Annotated in this window: 20 protein-coding genes; 6 read left to right on the top strand and 14 right to left on the bottom strand. The window is 74.1% G+C overall.

Features of this window, described 5'->3' with window-relative positions:
* Positions 1-33: 33 nt before the first annotated feature.
* The 3 genes from LDL48_RS14260 to LDL48_RS14250 all read right to left on the bottom strand — a co-directional run bounded on the left by LDL48_RS14260 (position 34) and on the right by LDL48_RS14250 (position 2,650).
* The gene (locus LDL48_RS14260) at positions 34-648 is read right to left on the bottom strand and encodes an FMN reductase (protein ID WP_225255575.1); all 615 of its coding nucleotides are present in this window, start codon (positions 646-648) and stop codon (positions 34-36) included.
* On the bottom strand, positions 645-1,745 hold the full coding sequence (locus LDL48_RS14255; RefSeq protein ID WP_225255574.1) for an LLM class flavin-dependent oxidoreductase: 1,101 nt from the start codon (positions 1,743-1,745) through the stop codon (positions 645-647). Before LDL48_RS14255 ends, LDL48_RS14260 begins: the two co-directional genes overlap by 4 nt.
* 125 nt (positions 1,746-1,870) lie before the next feature.
* Positions 1,871-2,650 (bottom strand): alpha/beta fold hydrolase, encoded by a 780-nt coding sequence (locus tag LDL48_RS14250; protein ID WP_225255573.1) that lies wholly within the window; start codon positions 2,648-2,650, stop codon positions 1,871-1,873.
* 153 nt (positions 2,651-2,803) lie between these two features.
* Here LDL48_RS14250 and LDL48_RS14245 point away from each other — a divergent pair, with 153 nt between their 5' ends.
* Both LDL48_RS14245 and LDL48_RS14240 read left to right on the top strand, forming a co-directional pair.
* The gene (locus tag LDL48_RS14245; RefSeq protein ID WP_225255572.1) at positions 2,804-3,142 is read left to right on the top strand and encodes a YciI family protein; all 339 of its coding nucleotides are present in this window, start codon (positions 2,804-2,806) and stop codon (positions 3,140-3,142) included.
* Positions 3,139-4,458, top strand: a complete 1,320-nt coding sequence (locus tag LDL48_RS14240) for an RNA polymerase sigma factor (protein ID WP_225255571.1) — start codon at positions 3,139-3,141, stop codon at positions 4,456-4,458. Before LDL48_RS14245 ends, LDL48_RS14240 begins: the two co-directional genes overlap by 4 nt.
* A gap of 91 nt (positions 4,459-4,549) precedes the next feature.
* Here the strand turns inward: LDL48_RS14240 and LDL48_RS14235 are convergent, their stop codons facing one another.
* On the bottom strand, positions 4,550-6,127 hold the full coding sequence (locus tag LDL48_RS14235) for a DHA2 family efflux MFS transporter permease subunit (RefSeq protein WP_225255570.1): 1,578 nt from the start codon (positions 6,125-6,127) through the stop codon (positions 4,550-4,552).
* Positions 6,128-6,687: 560 nt separating this feature from the next.
* Between LDL48_RS14235 and LDL48_RS14230 the strand changes: the two genes are divergently transcribed.
* Positions 6,688-7,698 carry an alpha/beta fold hydrolase gene (locus LDL48_RS14230; RefSeq protein WP_225255569.1) on the top strand — a complete coding sequence of 337 codons (1,011 nt, stop codon included), beginning with the start codon at positions 6,688-6,690 and terminating at the stop codon, positions 7,696-7,698.
* Here the strand turns inward: LDL48_RS14230 and LDL48_RS14225 are convergent.
* From LDL48_RS14225 to LDL48_RS14200, 6 genes are all read right to left on the bottom strand, one after another.
* Positions 7,685-8,776 (bottom strand): winged helix DNA-binding domain-containing protein, encoded by a 1,092-nt coding sequence (locus LDL48_RS14225; RefSeq protein ID WP_225255568.1) that lies wholly within the window; start codon positions 8,774-8,776, stop codon positions 7,685-7,687. The two genes, LDL48_RS14230 and LDL48_RS14225, sit on opposite strands and share 14 nt — an antisense overlap.
* 122 nt (positions 8,777-8,898) lie before the next feature.
* Complete coding sequence (locus tag LDL48_RS14220; RefSeq protein WP_225255567.1) at positions 8,899-10,140, bottom strand: hypothetical protein; 1,242 nt, start codon at positions 10,138-10,140, stop codon at positions 8,899-8,901.
* Positions 10,141-10,220: 80 nt separating this feature from the next.
* Complete coding sequence (gene pgi, locus LDL48_RS14215) at positions 10,221-11,852, bottom strand: glucose-6-phosphate isomerase (RefSeq protein ID WP_225255566.1); 1,632 nt, start codon at positions 11,850-11,852, stop codon at positions 10,221-10,223.
* A gap of 101 nt (positions 11,853-11,953) precedes the next feature.
* Positions 11,954-12,436: an SRPBCC family protein gene (locus tag LDL48_RS14210; RefSeq protein ID WP_225255565.1), complete on the bottom strand. Its 483-nt coding sequence runs from the start codon at positions 12,434-12,436 to the stop codon at positions 11,954-11,956.
* Positions 12,437-12,536: 100 nt separating this feature from the next.
* Entirely contained in the window at positions 12,537-13,004 is a 468-nt protein-coding gene (locus LDL48_RS14205; protein ID WP_225255564.1) for an anthrone oxygenase family protein, read from the bottom strand.
* 72 nt (positions 13,005-13,076) lie between these two features.
* Positions 13,077-14,822 carry a CBM96 family carbohydrate-binding protein gene (locus tag LDL48_RS14200; protein WP_225255563.1) on the bottom strand — a complete coding sequence of 582 codons (1,746 nt, stop codon included), beginning with the start codon at positions 14,820-14,822 and terminating at the stop codon, positions 13,077-13,079.
* A gap of 159 nt (positions 14,823-14,981) precedes the next feature.
* Between LDL48_RS14200 and LDL48_RS14195 the strand changes: the two genes are divergently transcribed.
* From LDL48_RS14195 to LDL48_RS14185, 3 genes are all read left to right on the top strand, one after another.
* Positions 14,982-16,166, top strand: coding sequence for a dipeptidase (locus LDL48_RS14195; protein ID WP_225255562.1), 1,185 nt, complete (start codon positions 14,982-14,984; stop codon positions 16,164-16,166).
* Positions 16,167-16,230: 64 nt separating this feature from the next.
* Positions 16,231-17,088 carry a hypothetical protein gene (locus tag LDL48_RS14190; RefSeq protein ID WP_225255561.1) on the top strand — a complete coding sequence of 286 codons (858 nt, stop codon included), beginning with the start codon at positions 16,231-16,233 and terminating at the stop codon, positions 17,086-17,088.
* On the top strand, positions 17,085-18,434 hold the full coding sequence (locus LDL48_RS14185; protein ID WP_225255560.1) for a hypothetical protein: 1,350 nt from the start codon (positions 17,085-17,087) through the stop codon (positions 18,432-18,434). The genes LDL48_RS14190 and LDL48_RS14185 overlap by 4 nt, the downstream gene beginning before the upstream one ends.
* Here the strand turns inward: LDL48_RS14185 and LDL48_RS14180 are convergent.
* The 4 genes from LDL48_RS14180 to LDL48_RS45020 all read right to left on the bottom strand — a co-directional run bounded on the left by LDL48_RS14180 (position 18,319) and on the right by LDL48_RS45020 (position 22,427).
* Positions 18,319-19,497 (bottom strand): glycosyltransferase, encoded by a 1,179-nt coding sequence (locus tag LDL48_RS14180; protein WP_225255559.1) that lies wholly within the window; start codon positions 19,495-19,497, stop codon positions 18,319-18,321. The two genes, LDL48_RS14185 and LDL48_RS14180, sit on opposite strands and share 116 nt — an antisense overlap.
* On the bottom strand, positions 19,484-20,422 hold the full coding sequence (locus LDL48_RS14175) for a glycosyltransferase family 2 protein (RefSeq protein WP_225255558.1): 939 nt from the start codon (positions 20,420-20,422) through the stop codon (positions 19,484-19,486). Before LDL48_RS14175 ends, LDL48_RS14180 begins: the two co-directional genes overlap by 14 nt.
* Before the next feature lie 71 nt (positions 20,423-20,493).
* On the bottom strand, positions 20,494-21,105 hold the full coding sequence (locus LDL48_RS14170; RefSeq protein ID WP_255628184.1) for a response regulator: 612 nt from the start codon (positions 21,103-21,105) through the stop codon (positions 20,494-20,496).
* Between the two features lie 62 nt (positions 21,106-21,167).
* Complete coding sequence (locus LDL48_RS45020; RefSeq protein WP_225255556.1) at positions 21,168-22,427, bottom strand: sensor histidine kinase; 1,260 nt, start codon at positions 22,425-22,427, stop codon at positions 21,168-21,170.
* Positions 22,428-22,478 lie beyond the last annotated feature (51 nt).

The raw sequence follows: 22,478 nt of genomic DNA, 5'->3' as shown, positions 1-22,478 counted from the left end.
CCGGAACCGGCACCACGGCAACCGGCGGTGTGGTCAGCGACCGGCCAGCAGGTCCTCGAACGACGTGGTGAGCGCGAACGGATCGGCCACCGCGGCCGGTTCGCGCCGCTCCGCCTCGCGGGCCAGTTCGGTCGCGGCCCGGACGACGCGGGCGCGCAGCTGGCCCTCGGCCTCGTCGCCGCCCCAGTCCTCGGCGGCGGCGAAGACCGACGTCGGCACGGAGACCGCCCCCAGGTACGCGAACATCGGCCGCATCGCGTGCTCGAGCGTCAGCGAGTGCCGGGCGGTGCCGCCGGTCGCGGCCAGAAGGACCGGCTTGCCGGCGAGCGCGTCCTTCTCCACCACGTCGAAGAACGACTTGAACAGCCCGCTGTACGAGGCGTTGAACACCGGCGTCACGGCGATCAGCGCGTCCGCGCCCGCCACCGCGTCCAGCGCCGCCTTGAGCGGGGCCGGCGGGAAGCCGGTGAGCAGGTGGTTCATCAGGTCGTGTGCGAGGTCGCGCACCTCCACGACCCGCACGTCGAGCCGCACGCCGAGGCCGGCCGCGGCGTCCACCGCCGCCGCGGACAGCTGGTCCGCGAGCAGGCGGGTGGACGACGGCTGGCTCAGGCCGGCGCTGACCACGACCAGGTCGCGCTGCTTCATGCCTGCACCTTCTCCCGTTCGGCGGCGTCCCGGGCGGCGACCAGCGAGGCGTGCGTGGGCGCGTCCGGCACGTGGGCCGGCTTGAGCGCCGCGAACTCCTTGCGCAGCACCGGCACCACCTCCTCGCCGAGCAGGTCGAGCTGCTCCAGCACGGTCTTCAGCGGCAGGCCCGCGTGGTCCAGCAGGAACAGCTGCCGCTGGTAGTCGCCCACGTAGTCGCGGAACCCCAGCGTACGGTCGATGACCTGCTGCGGGCTGCCGACGGTGAGCGGGGTCTCGGCGCTGAACTCCTCCAGCGACGGGCCGTGGCCGTACACCGGGGCGTTGTCGAAGTACGGGCGGAACTCGCGCACCGCGTCCTGCGAGTTCCGCCGCATGAACACCTGGCCGCCGAGGCCGACGATGGCCTGGTCCTCGCCGCCGTGCCCGTAGTGGGCGTACCGCTGCCGGTAAAGCGCGACCATACGCTGGGTGTGCGAGGCCGGCCAGAAGATGTGGTTCGCGAAGAAGCCGTCGCCGTAGTAGGCGGCCTGCTCGGCGATCTCCGGGCTGCGGATCGAGCCGTGCCAGACGAACGGCGGCACACCGTCCAGCGGGCGCGGCGTCGAGGTGAACGACTGCAGCGGGGTGCGGTACTTGCCCTTCCAGTCGACCACGTGCTCGCGCCACAACCGGTGCAGCAGCGCGTAGTTCTCGATGGCGAGCGGGATGCCGGCCCGGATGTCCTTGCCGAACCACGGGTAGACCGGCCCGGTGTTGCCGCGTCCCATCATCAGGTCGACCCGGCCGTCCGCCAGGTGCTGCAGCATGGCGTAGTCCTCGGCGATCTTCACCGGGTCGTTGGTGGTGATCAGCGTGGTGGACGTGGACAACAGCAACCGGTCGGTCCGCGCGGCGATGTGGCCGAGCATGGTGGTGGGTGAGGACGGCACGAACGGCTCGTTGTGGTGCTCGCCCATCGCGAACACGTCGAGGCCGACCTCCTCGGCGTGCCGGGCCATCGTCACCATCGCCTTGATCCGCTCGTGCTCGGTCGGCGCCCGGCCGTTCGTGGGGTCGGGGGTGACGTCGCCGACGGTGAAGATCCCGAACTGCATGACCGCTCCTGAGCCTCTGGTCGGGACCGATCGCCCCGGACTATCCCGCACAACATCTTTGACACGGCAACTATTTCAGATTTGCATAACCGAGTCGAGCGAACACGTCCGGAGTCACACCGCGCTCAGCCGTCGGCCAGGAACTCCCGGACCACCGCGGCGGTCGCCTCGACCGGGATGTCGTGGTCCGCGCCGGCCGGGACCTCCCGATGGCGGGCCTGCGGCAGGAGCGTGGCGAGGGTACGCGCGGCCGACGCCAGCCCCGGCCAGGTCCCGGCACCGTTCACCACCAGCGTCGGCGTGGCCGCCGCCGCCATGTCCGGGGTGGGCACCGCCAGCTCGGTGGTGAGCGTGGCGTCGTACACCGTGCTCTGCGCCATCGCCTCCAGCGCCGGCCAGATCGGCGACCGCCGGATCTGTGCGGCGAACTCGGCCGGCAGCCCGATCCCCTCGGTCTGGAACAACGTCACCGCGTCGCCCGGGCGGCCCGCGTCGATCAGCGCCTGCAGCCGGTCCGGCAGATCCGCGGCGCGGGCCGGCCCGTCGAACGCGAACGGCGCCTCGAACAGCACCAGGCGGGTGATCGGCAGCCCGGCCGCCGCGGCGCGCAGCGCCAGCACCGCGCCCGAGGAGTAGCCGAACACCGCGGCCGGCCCGCCGGCCCGGTCGATCACCGCGGCCAGGTCGGCCACCTCGAGGTCGATCCGGTACGGGCGGGTGTCGCCGCTGCCGCCCCGGGCGCGCCGGTCGTACGTGACCACCGTGGCCGTGCCGGCCAGCGCGGCGGCCAGCGGTGCGCACCGGGTGTGGTCGTTGAACGCCCCGGTCACGAACACCAGCGGCCGGCCGCTCCCGGCGAGCTGGTACGCGATCGGCGTGCCGTCCTGCGAGGTCACCGTCTCCATGCTGATCTCCGTTCGTCTGCGCCCCGTGGCCCGGTCCGGTGAGCCCGGTCCCGCCATGGGGACGAACGGGCGGACGGCCGGAGGACACCGCGGTGTCCCCATCCTGCCGGGCCGTTCGTCCTAGAGTCGTCGAATGCTCGCCGAGGAGGAACCGTGCGATACCTGTTGCTGATCAGCGCCGACGAGGTCACCGCCCAGGAGCGGAAGGTGGCGGGGGCGTACGACCGGTTCACCGAGTGGATGGCCGACCTGGAGCGCCGTGGGGTGCTGGAGCTGCACGCCGGGCTGCACCCGAGCCCGACCGCGACCACGGTCCGGGTCCGCGACGAGGAGGTGCTGCTCACCGACGGGCCCTTCGTGGAGGGCCGGGAGCAGGTCGGCGAATTCGCCCTGATCAACTGCCGCGACCTGGACGAGGCGATCGAGATCGCCGCCGGCCATCCGGCCACGGCGATCGGACAGGTGGAGATCCGGCCGGTGCGCGACGCATGACCGGCGGCGACCCCGTCGCGGCGGTGCTCGACGCGGTGTTCCGGGCCGAGTGGGGGCGGGTGGTGGCCGCGGTGATCGGCGCGGTCGGCGACTGGGACCTGGCCGAGGACGCCGCGCAGGAGGCGTTCGCGGCCGCGTTGCCGGCGTGGCGGCGCGACGGCGTACCGGACATCCCCCGGGCCTGGCTGATCACCACGGCCCGCAACCGTGCCGTGGACCGGGTACGCCGCGCCCGGGTCGGGGCGGTCAAGCTGCGCGGCCTGGCCGGCGAGGCCGTGACGGACCTGGACGTCGACCTGGACTCGCTGGACAGCGGCCTCACCGACGAGCGCCTGCGGCTGCTCTACACCTGCTGCCACCCGGCGCTGTCGGTGGAGTCCCGGGTGACGCTGGCGCTGCGCACGCTGTGCGGCCTGAGCACCGCGGAGATCGCCCGCACGTTCCTGGTGCCCGAGGCCACGATGGCGAAGCGGCTGGTCCGGACGCGGCGGAAGATCGCACTGGCCGGCATCCCGTACCGGGTGCCGCCCGCCCACCTGCTGCCGGAACGCACCACGGCGGTCCTGCACGTGATCTATCTGATGTTCCACGAGGGGTACGCCGCCACGGCCGGCCCCGACCTGATCCGCGGCGACCTGTGCGACCGGGCGGTGGACCTGGCCCGCCTGGTCGCCGAGCTGATGTCGGACCACCCGGAGGCCGCCGGCCTGCACGCGCTGCTGCTCCTGCTGGACGCCCGCCGCGCCGCCCGGGTGGACCCCGGTGGCGTGCCGGTGCCGCTGGAGGACCAGGACCGCGACCGCTGGGACGCCGCCCGGATCGGCGCCGGGCTGGCCACCGTCCGGCACGCCCTGCGGCGCGAGCAGATCGGCCCGTACCAGCTCCAGGCCCTGATCGCGGCCTGCCACGCCACCGCGCCCACCGCGGCGGACACCGACTGGGCCCGGATCGCCCGGCTGTACGACCGGCTCCTGGTCCTGGTGCCGTCCTCGACGGTGCGGCTGAACCGGGCCGTCGCGATCGCCATGCGGGACGGCCCGCAGGCCGGCCTGGATCTGCTCGCGGCGGCCGGTGACCACCCGCTGCGGCCGGCGGTGCACGCCGATCTGCTGCGCCGTGCCGGCCGGGCCGGCGAGGCCGCGACGCACTACCGCGTCGCGGTCGGCGCCGCCCGCAACGACGCCGAACGCGCCTTCCTGACCCGCCGGCTCGACGAGTGCGCCGAGGCGGACGGCGCACCGGCGGGCCCGGTCCCGCCGGCGGCCGGTCCGGACGGGCTGGGTGGGCTGGGCGGGCTGGGTGGGCTGGGCGGGTAGTGGGTGCTCTGGTTCGGCACCAGCGAGGTCACGTGGTCCCGGACGGGGCCGCCCGGCCGCGGCACGGTCCCGCCGCGCCCGGGCGGTGCGGTCAGTGGATGACGACCGGCGTGGCGACCTTCTCGTCGTCGTTCAGGTGCGACACCTCACGCCGGCGCGGCAGCAGGAAGGCCGGGATGAACGTGGCGAGCACCAGGGCGAACCCGACCCAGAACGTCGTGCCGAACGCGTCGGCCACGAACTCCAGGCCGCGCTCCAGCACCGACGGTTCGACCGGGAACTGGGCGGCCAGCGCCGGGTTCTGCTCGACCGCGATGGCGAGACCGGCCTCGGTGATCGGCTCGCCGGTCTGCGGGTCGGTCACCCCCGGGATGGCCGGGGAGTCGTTCAGCTCGTTGGTGAGGATCACCGACATGATCGCCGAGCCGACCGAGCCGGCGATCTGCTGGACGATGTTCAGCAGCGTGGAGCCGCGGGCCACCTCGTGGTTGGTGAGCGTCCGCAGTGCCGACGTCATCACCGGCATCATCGTGCCGCCCATGCCGAGGCCCATCACGAACAGCGCACCGCACAGCAGCCAGTACGACGTGTCCGTGCCGACCTGGGTGAACGCGAAGAAGCCGGCCGCGATCAGCACGAGCGCGAACGGCACCGTGCGGCCCACCGGGATCTTGTCGGCGAGCATCCCGGCGATCGGCATGGTGACCATCGCGCCGATGCCCTGCGGGGCCATCAGCAGGCCGGCGTCGAGCGTCGTCTCGCCGCGCACCTGCAGGAAGTAGCTCGGGAACAACAGGCCGGCACCCATGAAGGCGATCATGAACACGGCCAGGGTCAGCGCCGCCACCGACAGGTTGCGGTCGCGCAGCAGCCGCAGGTCGAGCAGCGGATGCCGGGGCTTGAACGAGTAGAACACGAAGCCGATCACCAGCGCGCCGCCGACCAGCATCGGCAGCCACACCTTGCGGTCGGCGAACGTGCCGGTCTCGGGCAGCGACGACACGCCGTACAGGAAGAGCGCCAGGCCGGGCGAGAGCATCAGCATGCCGACGAAGTCGAACGACTCGGACGGTTCCGGGCTGTCCTTCGGCAGCGCCACCGCCGCGTAGATCAGCGCGACCAGGCCGATCGGCAGGTTGATCAGGAAGATCCAGTGCCAGCTGGCGATGTCGATCATCCAGCCGCCCAGGATCGGCCCGCCGATCGGCCCGAGCAGCATCGGCACGCCCAGCACGGCCATCAGCCGGCCGATCCGCTGCGGCCCGGCCGCCCGGGTCATGATCGTCATGCCGAGCGGCATCAGCATGCCGCCGCCCAGTCCCTGCAGCACCCGGTACGCGATGAGCTGCCCGATCGAGTCGGCGGTGGCGCACAGGCCGGAGCCGAACGTGAACAGCACCAGCGCGGTCATGTAGAGGCGTTTCGTGCCGAAGCGGTCCGCGGCCCAGCCGGTGAGCGGAATCACCGTGGCGAGGGCCAGCGTGTAGCCCGTCATGGTCCAGGCGACCCGGGCGTAGGTCGCGTCGAACTCGGTCTGGAACGTGGGCAGCGCCACGCTGACCACGGTCACGTCGAGAATCGACATGATCGCGCCGAGGACCACCACCCCGGCGATCTTCAGTACGGCGGCGTCGAGCTTGTCGGGCGCTGCCACGGACGGACTACTCACAGCGTTCTCCTGGTCGGTACGCGGTCACGGACGCTGGCGGCCGCGAAGGACGGCGTCACGCACGATGATCTCGCGGCCGTGACGGTGGTGATCGTCGGGGGTGACGAGGGTGATCGTCGGAGATGACGGCGGTGCCCGTCGGGGTGACGGCTGATCTTCGGGGATGGCTCCCGGCGTGCGCGCACGGCCCGGGCTTCCCTGGACCGGGGATTGCCGGGAGCGGGGATTGCCGGGAGCGGGGATTGCCGGGAGCAGGGATTCCGGCGCGGAAGGCGGCGAGGCCCGGGCTGCCCGGGACCGGGGACTGCCGGGACCGGCGATTCCGGCGATTCCGGCGCGGAAGGCGGCGAGGCCCGGGCGGGGTCGCGGCCGCCGGGGGCCGGTGGGAGACGCCGGCGGCCCGGACGCCGGCGGTGCGGCATGCTCAACGGTGCCACAGCAGCGGTCACCCCCCATGCCCGCACGACAGTACGGACAATGTACGACATGCCAGTCCGCCGGGGCGGCCGGTCCGGCCAGGAACGGACGGCACCCGGCGGGCGGCGGCCACAGGAGGTGACATGGTGCACGGCGACCCGACCGGAGCGGGCACCGACGGGCTCTGCGAACTCGCGGACGGCCGCCGCCTGCAGTACTGGGCCGGCGGGGCCGCCGACGGACCGGCCGTCATGTTCCTGCCCGGTTGTCCCGACAGCCGGCTGATCGCCCGCAGCGGCGACCGCGCGGCGCGGGCGGCCGGAGTGCGGCTGATCGCCGTCAACCGGCCCGGATACGGCCTCTCCGACCCATACCGCCCCACCGACCCGGGCCCGGGGCCGGGCCATCTCCCGGCCACCGCCGACGCACGCCCGACGGAGGATCTCCCGGCCACCGCCGACCCGGGCGCAGCGGGGCATCTCCCGGTCGCCGACGATGTGGCCGCGCTGGCCGACCGGCTGGGGATCGGCCGGTTCGCGGTGCTCGGCATGTCCGTCGGCGGGTCGTACGCCCTGGCGTGCGCGGTCCGCCATCCGGACCGGGTCACCACGGCCGGGCTGGTCGCCGCGCCGGCGAACGTGCCGGAGCTGGACCCTCCGGTGCACCGCGACGGCGTCGACGCCGAGCAGCGCGCCTTCGTCGCCCGGCTCGCGGACCTGTCCCCCGCGGACGCCGTCGCGCTGATGCGGCCGGAGTTCGAGCGGTACGTGGCCGGGCTGCGCGCGGACGACCGTGACGACGACGCGCTGGCCGCCCGCTGGACGGACGGGGCCCACCCCGCGGACGCCGCGGTGCTCGCCGCGCTGCCGGCCGCCGACCTGGCCGCGGCGGCGCGGGAGGCGGTCGCCCGGACCGACGGATATCTGCGGGACGCCACCGTGACGTTCCGCCGGTGGGCGTTCGCCCCCGAGCGGGTGCGCTGCCCGGTGTGGCTCTGGTACGGCGCGCGGGATCCGCAGGCGTCGCCCCGCAACGGTGCCTGGCTGGCCGGGCGCATCGCGGGCGCCACGCTGGTGGTGCGCCCGGACACCGCGCACCTGAGCACGCTGCTCGGCCACTGGCCGGAGGTCCTGGCGACACTCACGGCCAGGTGACCCGCAGCGGCTGCCCGAGAAACGTCGCGTACGGCTGGAGGGCCGCCTCGGTGTGCCGGCGGTCCGCGGCACCGAACGTGACCAAGGGCTGGACCGCGACCGTGACGGCCGTGCGGGTGAGCGAGCGCTTCCAGGTGGCCACCACGCGGCCGGCCCGGACCACGGTGGCCTGGAAGATGCCGTTGTTGCCGGGGATGATCGCCTGTTTGTGGGCGTCGTCGACCATCAGCGACCGGTCCTTGTAGCCCAGCAGGTATTCGTCGAAGCCGGGCAACGCCAGCCAGTCGTCGGTCTCCGGCAGGTCCGCGTCGAGCAGCGCGGGATCCACCAGCATGCCGCCGGCCTCGGTCAGCGCGTCGCCCGCGACGGCGACGCCGGTGCGGCAGTCGGCGACGGTCAGGCCGGTCCAGCGAGCCAGGTCGGGCACCGTGGCGGGCCCGTGCGACCGGAAGAACCGGAGCGCGATGAGGCCGAGCGCCTCCTCGCGGCCGGGGCTGTGCGGTGCCGGGGCCCACTCGTCGAGACGCACGAACGTCTGCTCCTTGCCGACGTGCGGGGCGATCGCCGTGACGCCCTTCTGGCTCGCGTACCACAACAGGTGGTAGCCCTGCTGCGGACCGAGCGTGATGCCGCCGTCGGTGAGCGCGCGCAGGCACTCGGCGCGGGTCAGCCGGCCGCCGCCGGCCAGGGCGGCGGCGAGGATCTCGACGCCGCGCTCGGCGGTCGCCTCGTCCAGTCCGATCGAGGCGCGCCGGGCCGCCGCGCCGGCCAGCGCGCGAACGCCCATCAGGTCGAGCATCCAGCGGGCGTCGGCGCTCGGGACCAGATGCACCGTGCCGCGCATCGGCCAGGTGCGGAGCGCCTCGCGGCGTTCCAGCGCGGCGGTGACGTCGGCCTGGGTGCGGCCGGGCAGCCGCGCGCCGAGCGACCACAGCACGCTCGCCATGTCCTGCGCCTGCATCGCGCCGAACCACTCCGCCACGCCGGCCACCGTGTCCGGTGCGGCGGACGGGTGCGGGCGCAGCAGGAGGCTGGTCAGGCGGGCGGGCAGGGCCGGCAGGGCGCGGGAGGCGGTCACGCCGAAGACCCTAGAGCCGGGGTACGACACAACCCCGACACGGCACGCCGCCGGGCCTCACGCCACCGCGTCAGGTCCGGGCGTCAGGTCCGGGCGTCAGGTCCGGGCGTCAGGTCCGGGCGTCAGGTCGCGGTGGGCGGGCGACGGCGGGCGGCCACCCGCAGCAGCGCGCCGAGCGCGATCAGCAGGGCGCCGAGTGCCGCCGCCGTCCCGGCCGGGGCGCCGGTGATCGGCAGGCTGGCCCCGCCGCCGCCGGTGCCGTTGCTGGCGGTCGGGCTGGGGCTGGGACTGGCCGAGCCGCTCGCGGGCGGGACGGAGGTGGCGGTCGCCGGGCTGGTGACGGCGGCGGCGCGGGCCCGGCCGTCCACTCCGGACGTGACCGGCGGCGCGACGACCCGGTACTGCCGGGTGCCCGGGGACGGCACGCTCAGGCGGTAGGTGCCGTCGTTCCCGCTCCGGGCGGTGGCGACCACCTGCCAGGCGGCGGCCGAACCGGTGCGGGACTGCAGCTGGAGTTGCCGGTTCTTCTCCGGTGCCTCCACCGGCCAGCAGGCGGCCATGTCGCAGGCCCGCTTCGTCTCCTCGACGGTCCCGGTGACCGTCAGCGTGGCGCCGCGGCTGACCCGGGCGGGCACCTTCGCGGCCAGCCGGGTGCCGAACACCTCGCTGACCGTGAACGTGCTGCCCCACTCGTTCAGGGTCTTCAGCCCGGCCAGGTACGGCGGCCGGTGCTCGGCGGGCACCACGAACGACGGGCCGGTGATCGGGCCGGACAGTTCGTCGTGGTCGTAGGCGTACTGGTTCGACACGATCGGGACCGCCCGCTGCGGGTTCTCGACCGGCAGGTCCAGCGGGTCGCCGGGAGTGGTGTCGGCGGCCGGCGGCCGCGGGGTCCAGCGCAGCTCCACGGTGCCGTCGGCGCGCGGGTTCACCGCGTCCAGCTGGACGGCGGGCAGCCGGTCGGTGTCGAAGACCGGGGACAGGGCGGGCTCGCCGACCGGCTTGCCGGCGGCGTCCAGGACGTGCACCGCCATCCGGTGCTGCCCGGTGTCGCCGAACAGCACCGGGTCCTCGGTGCTGCGGTTCGGCTGGTCCGCCTCGACCGTGGCGCCGGTCGAGAACGGCGCGCCGTCGGCGTGCACGATGTCCACCCGGTTGCGCAGGGTGCCGGTCTCCTGCCAGGTCACCAGCACCTGACGGTGACCCTCGACCGTGGTCCAGGCGAGCGTCACGCCGGTGACCGGGCTGACCGCCGGGGCGTCACTCTCCGCGGGCGCGCCGGGCTGGCCCGGCGCGTCGGGCTGGCCGGGCGCGGCCACGGGCAGGGTTCCGAGAAGGGCTACGGCGGCGAGTCGGACCAGCATGACTGACGACCGTAACGTATCCACCCCGGACCGCGCGGCCCCGGTGTCCACGATCGACAGTGAACACCGGAACCGACAAATCAGCGACCGCGCTGGGCGCGGTACCGGGCGATCAGGGTGTCGGTGGACGAGTCGGCGTCCGCGTCCGGCGCGGACGACGCGGTCAGCTTCGGCGCGAGCTGGTTCGCCATCACCTTGCCGAGTTCCACACCCCACTGGTCGAACGAGTTGACCTCCCAGATCGTGCCCTGGGTGAACGTGATGTGCTCGTACAGCGCGATGAGCTGCCCGAGCGTGGCCGGGGTGAGCTTGCGCGCCAGGATGGTGGTGGTGGGGTGGTTGCCGTGCATGACCTTGTGCGGGACCAGCCCGGCCGGCACCCCCTCCGCGGTGACCTGCTCGGCGGTGCGCCCGAACGCGAGCGCGCCGGTCTGCGCGAAGAAGTTCGACATGAACAGGTCGTGCATGCCGCCGACGTCGTGGTTCGGCTCGCTGAACCCGATGAAGTCCGCCGGGATCAGCTTCGTGCCCTGGTGGATGAGCTGGTAGAAGGCGTGCTGGCCGTTGGTGCCGGGCTCGCCCCAGAACACCTCGCCGGTCTGGTACTCCACCGGCGTACCGTCCAGCCGGGTCGACTTGCCGTTGCTCTCCATGGTGAGCTGCTGCAGGTAGGCGGCGAACCGGTGCAGGTACTGCGCGTACGGCAGGACGGCGTGCGACTGCGCACCGAGGAACGTGTCGTACCAGACGTTGAGCAGGCCGAGCAGCGCCGGCACGTTGCGCTCGATCGGCGCGGTCCGGAAGTGTTCGTCCACCGTGTGGTAACCGGCCAGCATCTCGGCGAACCGCTCCTTGCCGATCGCCACCATCACCGACAGGCCGACCGCGGACGGCAACGAGTACCGCCCGCCGACCCAGTCCCAGAAGCCGAACATGTTGTCGGTGTCGATCCCGAAGTCGCCGACCTTCTGCGCGTTCGTGCTGACCGCGACGAAATGCCGGGCCACCGCCGCGGCGTCGCCATCCAGGCCGGCCAGCAGCCAGTTGCGCGCCTCGGTGGCGTTGGTCAGCGTCTCCTGGGTGGTGAACGTCTTGGACACCACGACGAACAGGGTGGTGGCCGGGTCCAGATCGTGGGTCTTGGCGTACAGGTCGGTGGGGTCGATGTTGGAGACGAACCGGCACTCGATCTGCGGGTCGGCGTACGCCTTGAGGGCCTCGTACGCCATCACCGGCCCGAGGTCGGAACCGCCGATGCCGATGTTGACCACGGTCCGGATCCGCTGGCCGGTGTGGCCGGTCCACTCCCCGGACCGGACCCGGTCGCTGAACGCGCCCATCCGGTCCAGCACGGCGTGCACGTCCGCCACCACGTCCTGGCCGTCCACCACCAGGGTGGCGGTGCGCGGCAGCCGCAGCGCGGTGTGCAGCACCGCCCGGTCCTCGGTGGCGTTGATGTGCCGCCCCTCGAACATCGCGGTCACCCGGTCCCGCAGCCCGGCCTTCTGGGCCAGGGCGAACAGCGCGGCCAGCACCTCCTCGGTGACCAGGTTCTTGCTGTAGTCCACGTACAGGTCCGCCACCTCGGCGGTGAGCCGTTCCCCCCGCCTCGGGTCGCTGTCGAACAGGTCACGCAGGTGGACACCGGAGAACTTCTCGGCGTGCCCCTGGACCGCCTGCCACTCGGCGCTGTCGGAAACGTGCTCGCTCATCTACCTGACTCCTGACTGAACCGGACTCTCGACCTCATCGTGGCACGGATCCCCGGCGGGTGCCGCGCATCCCACCCGGTGGTGTCCGGACTCGTCCGCCGCTATCCGGCGGCCGCCATGGCGGTCACGGTGTCCGCCATGTTGCGGCAGATCGCCGCCAGCCGTTCGTGGAACGCCCGGGAACCGGTGTCGGCCGCGCTTCTGGTGCCGCTGGCCCCCGGTCCGTGGGTGAACGAGTGCCGGACGACCGTGCTGCCCGCGGTGGGGCCGGCCCGCAACTCGTAGTGCCAGGTCGAGCCGACCAGGCCGGCGTCGTCGAGCACCGTCCAGGCGAAGGTCGCCGGCGGTTCCGCCGCGACGACCACGCAGGTCACGGTGGTCTCCAGCCCGTTCGGGAAGCGATTGCGGCCGGTGAAGCGGGCGCCGACGGCGATGTCGGGGTCCGGTTCCCACCAGTGCGCGCCGGTGGCCTCCGGGCTCCACTCGCCGATCCGGGTCACCGCGCTGATCCGGTCCCACATCCGCCGCGGCGGGAGCGGGACGGTCAGGGTGACCGCCACCTGCGTGTTCGTGACTGTGTCCATCAACTGCTCCTCGTCTGGTCCGTCAGCACGATGACGAACGGCGGGAGCCGGATCGGACCGGTCCGGGAAGGACGCTCGACGGCGGCCGGGGCGCGCCCGGTCACAGGGCGGCGAGCGCCCACCCCAGACAGGCCAGGGACAGTACGCCGGTCAGCGTGCGTACCGCGTTCCACCGGGTCCACCGGGTCTCGAACATCGCCCGCGCCGGGCCGGGTTCGCGCGCCGCGTCCATCCGGTTGTTGAGCGGGATGTTGACCGCACGGGTGATGCCGACCGTGGCGGCGTAGCCGGCCAGGGCGAGCGCCGCGGGGAGCAGCACCGCACCGCGTCCGTCGAGGGCGGCCAGCACGGTGGCGGCCAGGTCGAGCACCAGCGCCCCGACGAAGCAGAGCAGGAACCGGGGGTTGAGGATCGCCACGTTGACCCGCTGGGTGAACTCGACGAACAGCGTGTCCCCGGCGGTGCGCAGGGCCGGCAGGACGGCGACCGCCCAGGCCCAGAGCAGCCCGACCGCGAGTCCGGTGGTGACGACGGCGGCCACCAGCAGGGCGGCGAGAAGCGCGGTCATGGCTGGCAGCCTAACGACGGCACGAGCCGCCCGGCAGGCCCGCCGGGCGGCTCGTGAGTCAGGTCCGGGAACTCAGCCGAGCTTCACGTTGAAGATCGGGTCGGCGGCGAGCTTCTGGAACGCGGTGAGGCTGGACTTCGAGCTGTTGACGCTGATGTCGCGGTCGCCCTCGTCGTCGTGCGGGGTGTCGAAGTGCACGATCGCCTTGATCCCGGGGCGCTTGGCGAGTTCCGGGCGGACGCTGCCGTAGCCCGGCGACTTGTCGGTGACCTTGCCGATGCGGTGGTACACGCCCCACTCGGCGATCATCAGCGGCTTGTCCGCGTGCTTGGTGGTGGCCCACTCGTAGAAGCCCGGCCCGGTCTTGCCCTTGCGGTCCAGCAGGTCGGCGAACATGCCGTAGTGGTAGTAGCCCTGCTCGGCGCTGACGTAGGAGTCCAGGCCGATCCAGTCGACCACGTCGTCGCCCGGGTAGATGTCGGCCCACCAGGACTGCGACATCCACTTCTCGTTGCCCATGTAGGCCATCACGTTGATCGCGTTGGTGACGCCCTTGGCGCGCAGGCGCTCGATGGTGTGCCGGTACATCGCCGCGAAGTCCTTGGCCTCCCAGCCGGAGCCGGCCTTGGCGATCACGTCGTTCTCCGGCTCGTGGTTCAGCGCCAGGAAGAACTTCTCCGGGTACGTGGCCTTGATCCGGTCGGCGAACGCGTCGATGCGCTTGTCCTGCTCACCCTTGGCGACCTTGGCCCAGGTCGAACCGTAGGCGACCTTCCAGTTCAGCATCAGCACGCGGGGCCGGGCCGGGTCCCGGGTCATCGCGATCTCGGCCTTGGTGGGGAACACCTCGTCGCCCTTGTGGTACTGGTGGAAGATCGTGGCGGTCCGCCCGGTCAGGTTCTCCCAGTCCTTCAGCGCCTGGTCCCGGGGTGCGCTGGTGAAGCCGCCGGCGGCGCCGCCCCAGAGCACGCCGCAGGACGGCACGAGCAGAGCGTCGGTCACGCACTCGGCGGTGGGAGCGGGCGTGGTCGGGGCCGGGGTGGTGGGGGCGGGCGTGGTCGGGGCCGGAGTCGTCGGGGGCGGGGTGGTCGGGGCCGGGGTGGTCGGGGCCGGGGTGGTCGGGGCCGGAGTCGTGGGAGCCGGGGTGGTCGGTGTCGGCTTGGTCGGGGCCGGCGTCGTGGGGACGGGCTTGGTGGGCGCCGGCGTCGTGGGGACGGGCTTGGTCGGGACCGGCTTGGTGGGGGCCGGCGTCGCGGCCTTCGTCGTGACGGTCAGCTCGGGGCGGCCGGAGGCGTTCTCCGCCGCGCGGAACCGGGTGGTCGCGCCGGCCGACGAGCGCACCGCGAACGCGTACGTGCCCGGGCCGGTGACCGCCGCGGACAGATCGAAGACCAGCTCGGTGTCGCTGTCCTTCGCCGTCACCGCGGCCACCGGACGGCCCAGCGCCGGCGCGTTCGCCGAGGTCAGCTTCTTCTCGGTCCACGCGGTGTCCGGCACGCGGTTGACCGTGACCTTGCCGAGCGGGGAGCCGATCGTGACCAGCTTCAGCCGGGCGCCGGTGACCGTGGTGCCGGCCGGCACCACGAACTTCAGGAACGAGGTCTTCACGTCGTTGCCGAGCCGGCCGACCACCAGCTTGTCCTCGGCGCCGAAACCGGCGTCGCGGCGGACACTCGAGGTGTAGGCGTCGTCGCTGGCGTGCACCTTCAGGTCGGGACCCGCGGCGGCGCCGGCCGACGCGGGGGCCGCCAGCACGGCACCGGTGCCGCCGAGCACGGCGGCCAGGACGGAAGCGGACTTACGCAGGTTGGACCGCACGATTTTGCACTCCCCCGAGTTGTCCAGCCGCGTGTTCGGCCGGGCATGCAGAGAAGATTGCGGGCCGGGAGGTGCACGCTTCGTGCCCGTCCAGGTGCCAGGTGGTTGCGGTGGACGTACTGTGTGATCTTGGGTTTGGCCGGGCGGAAGGGGCGCGTGGTGACGCTGGTCGACGAGGTCCTGCGGGCGATGCCGGTGATCGACGGGCACAACGACCTGCCCATGCAGTTGCGGGCGAAGGCCGGCTACCGGGTGGACGGGCTGGACGCGGCGCGGCCGGAGTTCCAGACCGACCTGCCGCGGTTGCGGTCCGGCGGGGTGGGCGCGCAGTTCTGGTCGGTGTACGTGCCGTCCGACCTGCCCGAGCCCGAGGCCGTGGTGGCCACCCTGGAACAGGTGGACGCGGTGCACCGGATGGTCGCCGCGTACCCGGCGGACCTGGCCCTGGCCTGCACCGCGGACGACGTGGAACGCGCCATCTCGGCCGGCCGGATCGCGTCGCTGATCGGCATCGAGGGCGGGCACAGCCTGGCCACCTCGCTGGGCGTGCTGCGCGCGTTCGCCCGGCTCGGCGTCCGGTACGTGACGCTGACCCACAACAACAACACGTCCTGGGCCGACAGCGCGGTGGAGGAACCCGCGGTCGACGGCCTGAACGACACCGGCCGGGCGATCGTCGCCGAGATGCAGCGCATCGGCGTCCTGGTCGACCTCTCCCACGTGGCGCCGGTGACCATGCACGCCGCGCTGGACGTCGCCACCGCCCCGGTGATCTTCAGCCACTCGTCGGCGCGGGCGCTGACCGACCATCCCCGCAACGTCCCGGACGACGTGCTGCGCCGGCTGCCCGGCAACGGCGGCGTGGTGCAGCTGACATTCGTGCCGTACTTCGTCTCGTCCGACCTGGTCGCCTGGGACCGGGCCGCGACGGCCGAGCGGGAGCGCCTGGGCCTGCCGCCCGCGCCGGCCGGCTGGCCGCCCGCGCCGGTGCCCGGACGCGTCGCCGAACCGGTGGCCTGGCCCACCGCGGAGACCAGCCCGGAGTACGACGCCTGGCTGGCCGCGCACCCGCGCCCGTCGGCCACCGTGGCGCAGGTCGCCGACCACGTCGAACACGTGCGCGCGGTGGCCGGCGTGGACCACATCGGCCTGGGCGGCGACTACGACGGCACGGACCTGCTGCCGGTCGGGCTGGAGGACGTGACCGGCTACCCGCGCGTCCTCGCCGAACTGGCCGACCGCGGCTGGCCGGCGGCCGACCTGGAGAAGCTCACCGGGCGCAACATGCTGCGGGTGCTGCGCGAGTCCGAGCGGCTCGCGCCGGAACCGCTCTGGCCGCGCTGACGTTCACCCGGGCGACACCTGGTGGTCGGCTGCCGGCCGGTTCGGACGCCTAGAGTTCGCCGCCGTGCACCACGCCAACCACTACTACGGCCACTCGCACGTGCTGGCCCGCTACTGCGGCCTGGACGATCGCGACCCGCCCCGGATCCACGGTTACCTGCAGCACGGCTGGAACGTCGGCGACGGCATGGCCGCCGACCACCCGGTGGTGCCGGGTACCCCGCTGTTCCTCTGGTCCGAGCGGACCCGCCGCCGGGCCTGGTCGCGCGGGCGGCGGGAGACGTACGTGGTGGGCTCGCCGTGGGCGTACCTGCTGGCCATGGAACCCGCGGCGGATCCGGCGCGGACCGGGACCATCTGGTACCCGTTCCACGGCTGGGAGGGCCAGCACGTGCAGGGTGACCACGACCGGCTGATCGCCGAGATCCGCGACACCGAGCCGGGCCCGGTCACGGTGTGCCTGTACTGGCAGGAGTTCCGGTCCGCGCCGGTACGCCGGCGGTACGAGCGGGCCGGCTTCCGGGTGATCTGCCACGGCTACCGCGGCGGCCGGTGGCAGGACCTCGACCCGCTGTTCCTGCACCGCCAGCTGGCCGAGCTGCGCGGACACGCCCGGGTCGCGTCCAACCGGCTGTGCAGCGCGGTGTTCTACGGCGTGCTGGCCGGCTGCGCCCCGGCCGTGTACGGCGATCCGATGCACCTGGAGCGCGAGGACCCGGCCGTGGCCGCCCGCATCCGCCGGCACTGGGCCGCCCTGCACGGCCCGGACCCGGATCCGGGTCCGGCCGCCGCGCTCGCGACCGCCGAACTGGGCGCGGACCGGCTGCTGCCGCCGGCCGAGCTGCGCCGGGTGTTCGGCTGGCCGGACGCGTTCCAGCCGCCGTACGCCGACGACGACGCGCTGCTGGCGGCGGCCCGGTGAGGATCATCGGCGGCGAGATGGAGACGTGGTCGGACCTGGCCGGCCGGCCGGGCCCGGTACGCGCGACGGTGCCGCCCGAGGTCCTGGCGGCCGTGGGCGGGCGGACCCTGATCGCCGGGCCGCACCACCCGGACCTGATCGACACGGTGCCCGCCGACGACCTCACCGTCCTGGTCCGCGGCCTGCCCGACGCCGAGGCGCTGACCCGCCGCTACGCCGGCCGGCCCGGGGTCACGGTGCTGTGCGGCAGCCCGGAGAAACTGGCCGGCGAGCCGCCGTTCGACACCGTGCTGGCCCTCGACGGGCTGGACCGGCTGCCCAGCGTGGAGGGCGCGGACCTGTCCTGGTCGGACACGCTCGAGGTGCTGCGGTCGGTACGCCGGCCGGGCGCGCTGTTCGTCCTCGGCATGGCGAATCCGATGGGACTGGACCGGCTGGTGGCGCTGCCCGCGGACCCGGGGGACGCGGCGTGGGTCCGGGGTGGCGACGAGTCCCGGCCGCGGGACCTGGGCGCGCTGCGGGAGCGGCTCGGTGACGTGGTGGCGGCGTACGCGGCGTACCCGTCGGCGTCGGCTCCCGCCGTGCTGCTGCCCGAGGCGGCGCTGACCGACCCGGACCGGCGGGGCACGGTGGAGGCCGCGCTGTCCCGGGCCTGCGCCGCCGCCGAACCGGTGCTGCGGGACCCGGCCGCGCTGGCGGTGGACGCGGTCCGGCACCACCTCGCGATGGCGCTGGCCCCGGGCTGGCTGCTGGTCGCCGGCCCGCCGGTGACGCCGCGGGTGCCCGACGGCCCGCCCGGCCGCACGCTGGCCGACCATCTCGGCGCGGCGTGCGCGCGGCACGACATGCCGGAGGTCCGCGACCGGCTCCGGGCGTGGCGGGCGGCGGCGCCCGGCGTACCGGCCGGGCAGGTCGTGGTGGGCCCGGACGGGCGCCTCACGCCGCTGGTGCCGGCGGCCGATCCGGTGGACGCGCTGCGCGATCTGGCCGCGACGCTGACCCGGGCCGGTCACCTGGCGTCCTGGCCGGCGCCCCGCGACGAGGCCGGCCTGGCCGGGTTGCTGGCCGCGATGGCCGGCGAGGACGTGCCGGTGGACCCGGATCCGCGGCCGCGGGTACCGGTCCTGGCCGACGTGGTCGCCGAGCGGGACCGGCTGGCCCGGCAGCTGTCCGAGGCGCTCGCCCGGCACACCTGGTACGAACAGGCGCTCACCGAGCGGGAGGATCTGCTCAAGCGGAACCGGCGGCTGGTCCGGATGCTGAGCGGGACGCCGACGGCCCGGGCGGCGGCGACGTTCGTGGAGACCGCGAGGCTGGCCCGCCGGGCGCTGCGGCGGGGCCGGTAGCCAGCGCGTCGTACAGGTCCTCCAGGGCGGCGGTCTGCCGGACCAGGTCGAAGTTCGTCTCCACGTGCGCGCGGGCCTGCCGGCCGAGCGCCGACCGCAACTCGTCGTCGGCGAGCAGCCGGGCGATGTTCGCGGCCAGCGCGACCCGGTCACCCTCCGCGCCGAGCAGGCCGGTGACGCCGTCGACGACCGCCTCCGGGATGCCGCTGTGCCGGGTGGCCACCGCCGGTACGCCGAGCGCGGCCGCCTCCAGGATCGTGGTGGGCAGCCCTTCGGCGTCGCCGTCGGCCGCGGTCTTCGACGGCGCGGCCAGGATCCGGGCGGCGGCGACGTGCCGGGCCACCGCGGCGGGGTCGAGCTGCCCGGCGAACGTGGCGTCCACGCCGAGCTCCCGGGCGCGGTCGCGGACCCGGTCCAGCAGCGGGCCCGAGCCGATGAACAGCGCGCGGGCCGGGCCCAGCGCCTCCACCAGGTCGTCGACGCCCTTCTTGGCCACGAACCGGCCGACGAACACCACGTCCCACTGCTTCGGCACGTCCGGCACGGCGGCCGGCAGCGGCACGCCGGTGTGGTGCACGCGCACCTTCGCGGGGTCGGCGCCCCACGCGACCGCCCGGTCCCGGATCGCCCCGGACACGGCCAGGATCACCGTGGCCCGGCGGAACACCGCGCGCAGATTGCGCCGGTAGCGCAGCCCGCGCAGGCCGGGGGCGGCGGGCTGCCGGCTCACGTCGTGGCCGTGCACGGTGACCACCAGGGGTACGCCGGACGCCGCCCGGCTGACCAGCCACCCGTCGCCGCCGAAGTGGGCGTGCACCAGCGCCGGCCGCTGTGCCCGCAACGCCCGCCGGAGCCGGGGTGACCAGCCGGTGAGCCGCAGCGTCCAGAACGAGCCGGGGAACACCACGACGTCGGTCTCCTCGGCCAGCGCGGACGCCACCTTGGCGGCACCCAGGTACACCGGCCGCCAGCGGGTCAGGTGGGCGCCGTGCTGCCGGACGAAGGTCTCCGAGCCGGACAGCAGCGCACTGCGCCAGACGACGACGGTCCTATCCGCGGACACGGCCCAGGACCAGGTCACGCACCCGCTGCCGGACGACCGGCGGCAGGGCCCAGATCTGCAGGTACGTCAGGTAGTCCAGGGCACCCGGGCGGCCGTGCCCGCGGGCCTCGCGCCACAGGTCCCGGAACACCGCCGGACGTCGGGTCGGCGCGGCCATCGAGGCGAGCACGCTCATGGTGAACGCCGCGTAGGCCCGCGGCGTGAACAGCTCCCGGCTGCCGCGCAGCCAGTCCAGCTGCGACTCCCACGGCGTCTCCAGCGAGATCCGCTCCCGGTCCTCGTCCTGGTGCCACACCACCAGCGGCTGTTCCGCGTAGACCAGCCCGGCCTCCTCCTGGCGCAGCGCCCGCAGCGTCCAGTCCAGCTCCTGCTGGCGGCGCAGCCCCACGGTGAACGGCACCCGGCGGGCCAGCACGGCCGGCGCCATGATGGTGGAGGTCTGGATGAAACCGTCGCCGTAGAACAGTCCCCGCCGGACGGTCAGGTACTCGCTCAGCGGCTCACCCGGCAAGGGCAGCCGGCGGGGCATCACCGAGTCGGCGCGCGGGGTGCGGTTGATCAGGCGGGTCGCCACCACCGGCAGTGCCACGTCCGCGGCCGCCGCCAGGTCGAGCTGCACCCGGAGCTTCTCGGGCAGCCACTCGTCGTCGTCGTCGAGGAACGCCACCCAGGGCGCGCGCGCCTCGCGGACGCCGACGTTGCGGGCGTTCGGCGCGCCGCCCTTCTCCGGCCGGCCGATCAGCCGCAGCCGGGGATCGGCGATGCTCTTCACCGCCGCGTGCGTCTCCTCGTCGGGTCCGTCCACCACGACCACGACCTCGATGTTCTCGACGGTCTGGGCGAGCGCGCCGCGCGCCGCGCGGGTCACCAGGTCGGGCCGGAAACGGGTCGGGATGACCACGGTCACCTCGGGAGGGGCAGCCATGGACGCAGACCGTAGGGAGCGCGGGCGGCCGGCGGGTTACCGGAAGGCGTCCGGCAGGCGAGGGGCAGGCGTCAGACGAGTCCGGCGTCGTGCACCAGCAGCGCCACCTGCACCCGGTTGTTGAGTTCCAGCTTGGTCAGCATCCGGGACACGTGCGCCTTCACGGTCGCCACGCTCATGAACAGCTCCGCGGAGATCTCCGCGTTCGAGCTGCCCCGGCCGAGTGCCAGCGCCACGTCGCGTTCCCGCTCGCTGAGCCGGTCCAGCGCGGCCCGGGCCCGGGCCCGGCCGCGTCCCGGGCCGGCGTCGTCGCCGGCCGGGCCGGCCACGTGCGCGATCAGCCGGCGGGTCACCGTGGGCGACAGCGTCGCCTCCCCGTTCGCGACCCGGCGGACCGCGCGCTGGATGTCCACCGGCGGGGTGTCCTTGAGCAGGAAGCCGCTGGCGCCCGCCCGCAACGCCCGCAGCACGAACTCGTCCGCGTCGAACGTGGTCAGCACGATCACCTCGGGCGGGTCGGGGCGCTGCCGTAGCGACTCTGTGGCGGCCAGGCCGTCGATCCGGGGCATCCGGATGTCCATCAGCACCACGTCGGGCCGGTGCGCGGCCACCGCGGCCGGTACGTCGGCGCCGTCCGCGGCCTCGCCCACCACCTCGACGTCGTCCGCGGCGGCGAGGATCATGGTGAGCCCGGCGCGCACCAGCGCGTCGTCGTCGACGATCAGCACCCGCACCCGGCCGGCCGTCACGCCGTCCCGCCCGCGGGCCAGGGCAGCCAGGCGGACAGCGAGAACTCGGCGTCGGTGCGCCAGTGGGTCAGCCGGCCGCCGGCCAGGGTGGCGCGTTCGGCGAGACCGACCAGCCCGGTGCCGGCACCGGGCAGCGCCACCCCGGCCGCGCCCGGGATCGGCCACGGGTTGCGGATCTCGATGGTCAGCCCGGAGCCGGGTGCGCCGCCGACCGCGACGTTCACCACGGCGCCCGGCGCGTGCTTGCGGGCGTTGGTCAGCCCTTCCTGGACGATCCGGTACGCGGTCCGCCCGGTCAGCTCAGGCACGTCGGACGACTCCAGCCCGAGGTCGAGCCGCACCCGGACCCCGGCGGCCCGGGACTCGTCGGCCAGCGCGGACAGCTCGGCGATGGTCGGCTGCGGGCGTTCCGGCGCGGTCGCCGGATCCGACTCGCCCTCCCGCAGGACGCCGATCACCTCGCGCAGATCCTGCAGGGCCTGGTGGGCGCTGGCCCGGATCACCGCGGCGGCACCGGCCACCTCGGCGGGCGCCGCGTCCGGGCGCACCTCGAGCGCGCCCGCGTGCAGGCTGAGCAGGGAGATCCGGTGGGCCAGCACGTCGTGCATCTCCCGGGCGATCCGGGTCCGCTCCAGCACCCGGGCCTGCGCCACGCGGAGCTGCTGCTCGCTCTCGGCCCGGTCGGCCCGGTCGCGCAACGAGACCACCAGCTGGCGCCGGGAGCGGACCACCATCCCCCACAGCACGATGATCGCGATGATCACCACGCTCCAGATGAGCCCCTCCCAGTAGCCGGTGTTGTGCTCCGGCCGGACTCCGACGAACACGGCGTTGGTCGCGATCGTGACGGCGGTGATCGCCGCGGTGACCGCGAACCGCCGGTGCACCGCGACGGTGAACAGCAGGACCAGGCCGGAGATGGCGCCGGACACGGTGAACAGGCCGAGCGGCTGCGCGCCCAGCGCCAGCCACACCGGCCACCGGCGCCGCCACCAGAGCGCGGCGGCGAGGAGCGTCCCGGCCACGAAGTCGAGCCAGACCAGCCAGTGCGGGGTGCCCTGCCACTGCGGCACGATCGTGGGGTGCGGCTGCAGCAGGTCGATGGTGGCGAGCACGGTGAAGCCGTAGCCGAGCACGAAACAGATCGTGTCGACCACCCAGTCCCGGGTGGACCGGCGCACCGGCCGCTCCTCGTCGGGGTCCGCGACGAGGGCCGCCGGCAGCAGCCAGCGGTACTCCGTCGTCAGCGTGCCCACACCGGCCATGCTACGAGCGCGGGGAACGGCGCGGATACCGACCAAAGTCGT

Source organism: Jidongwangia harbinensis (assembly GCF_020216025.1).
Lineage (GTDB): Bacteria > Actinomycetota > Actinomycetes > Mycobacteriales > Micromonosporaceae > Actinoplanes > Actinoplanes harbinensis.
Note: the sequence above shows the minus strand (reverse complement) of the source record. Positions and strands in the feature narration are given on the sequence as shown.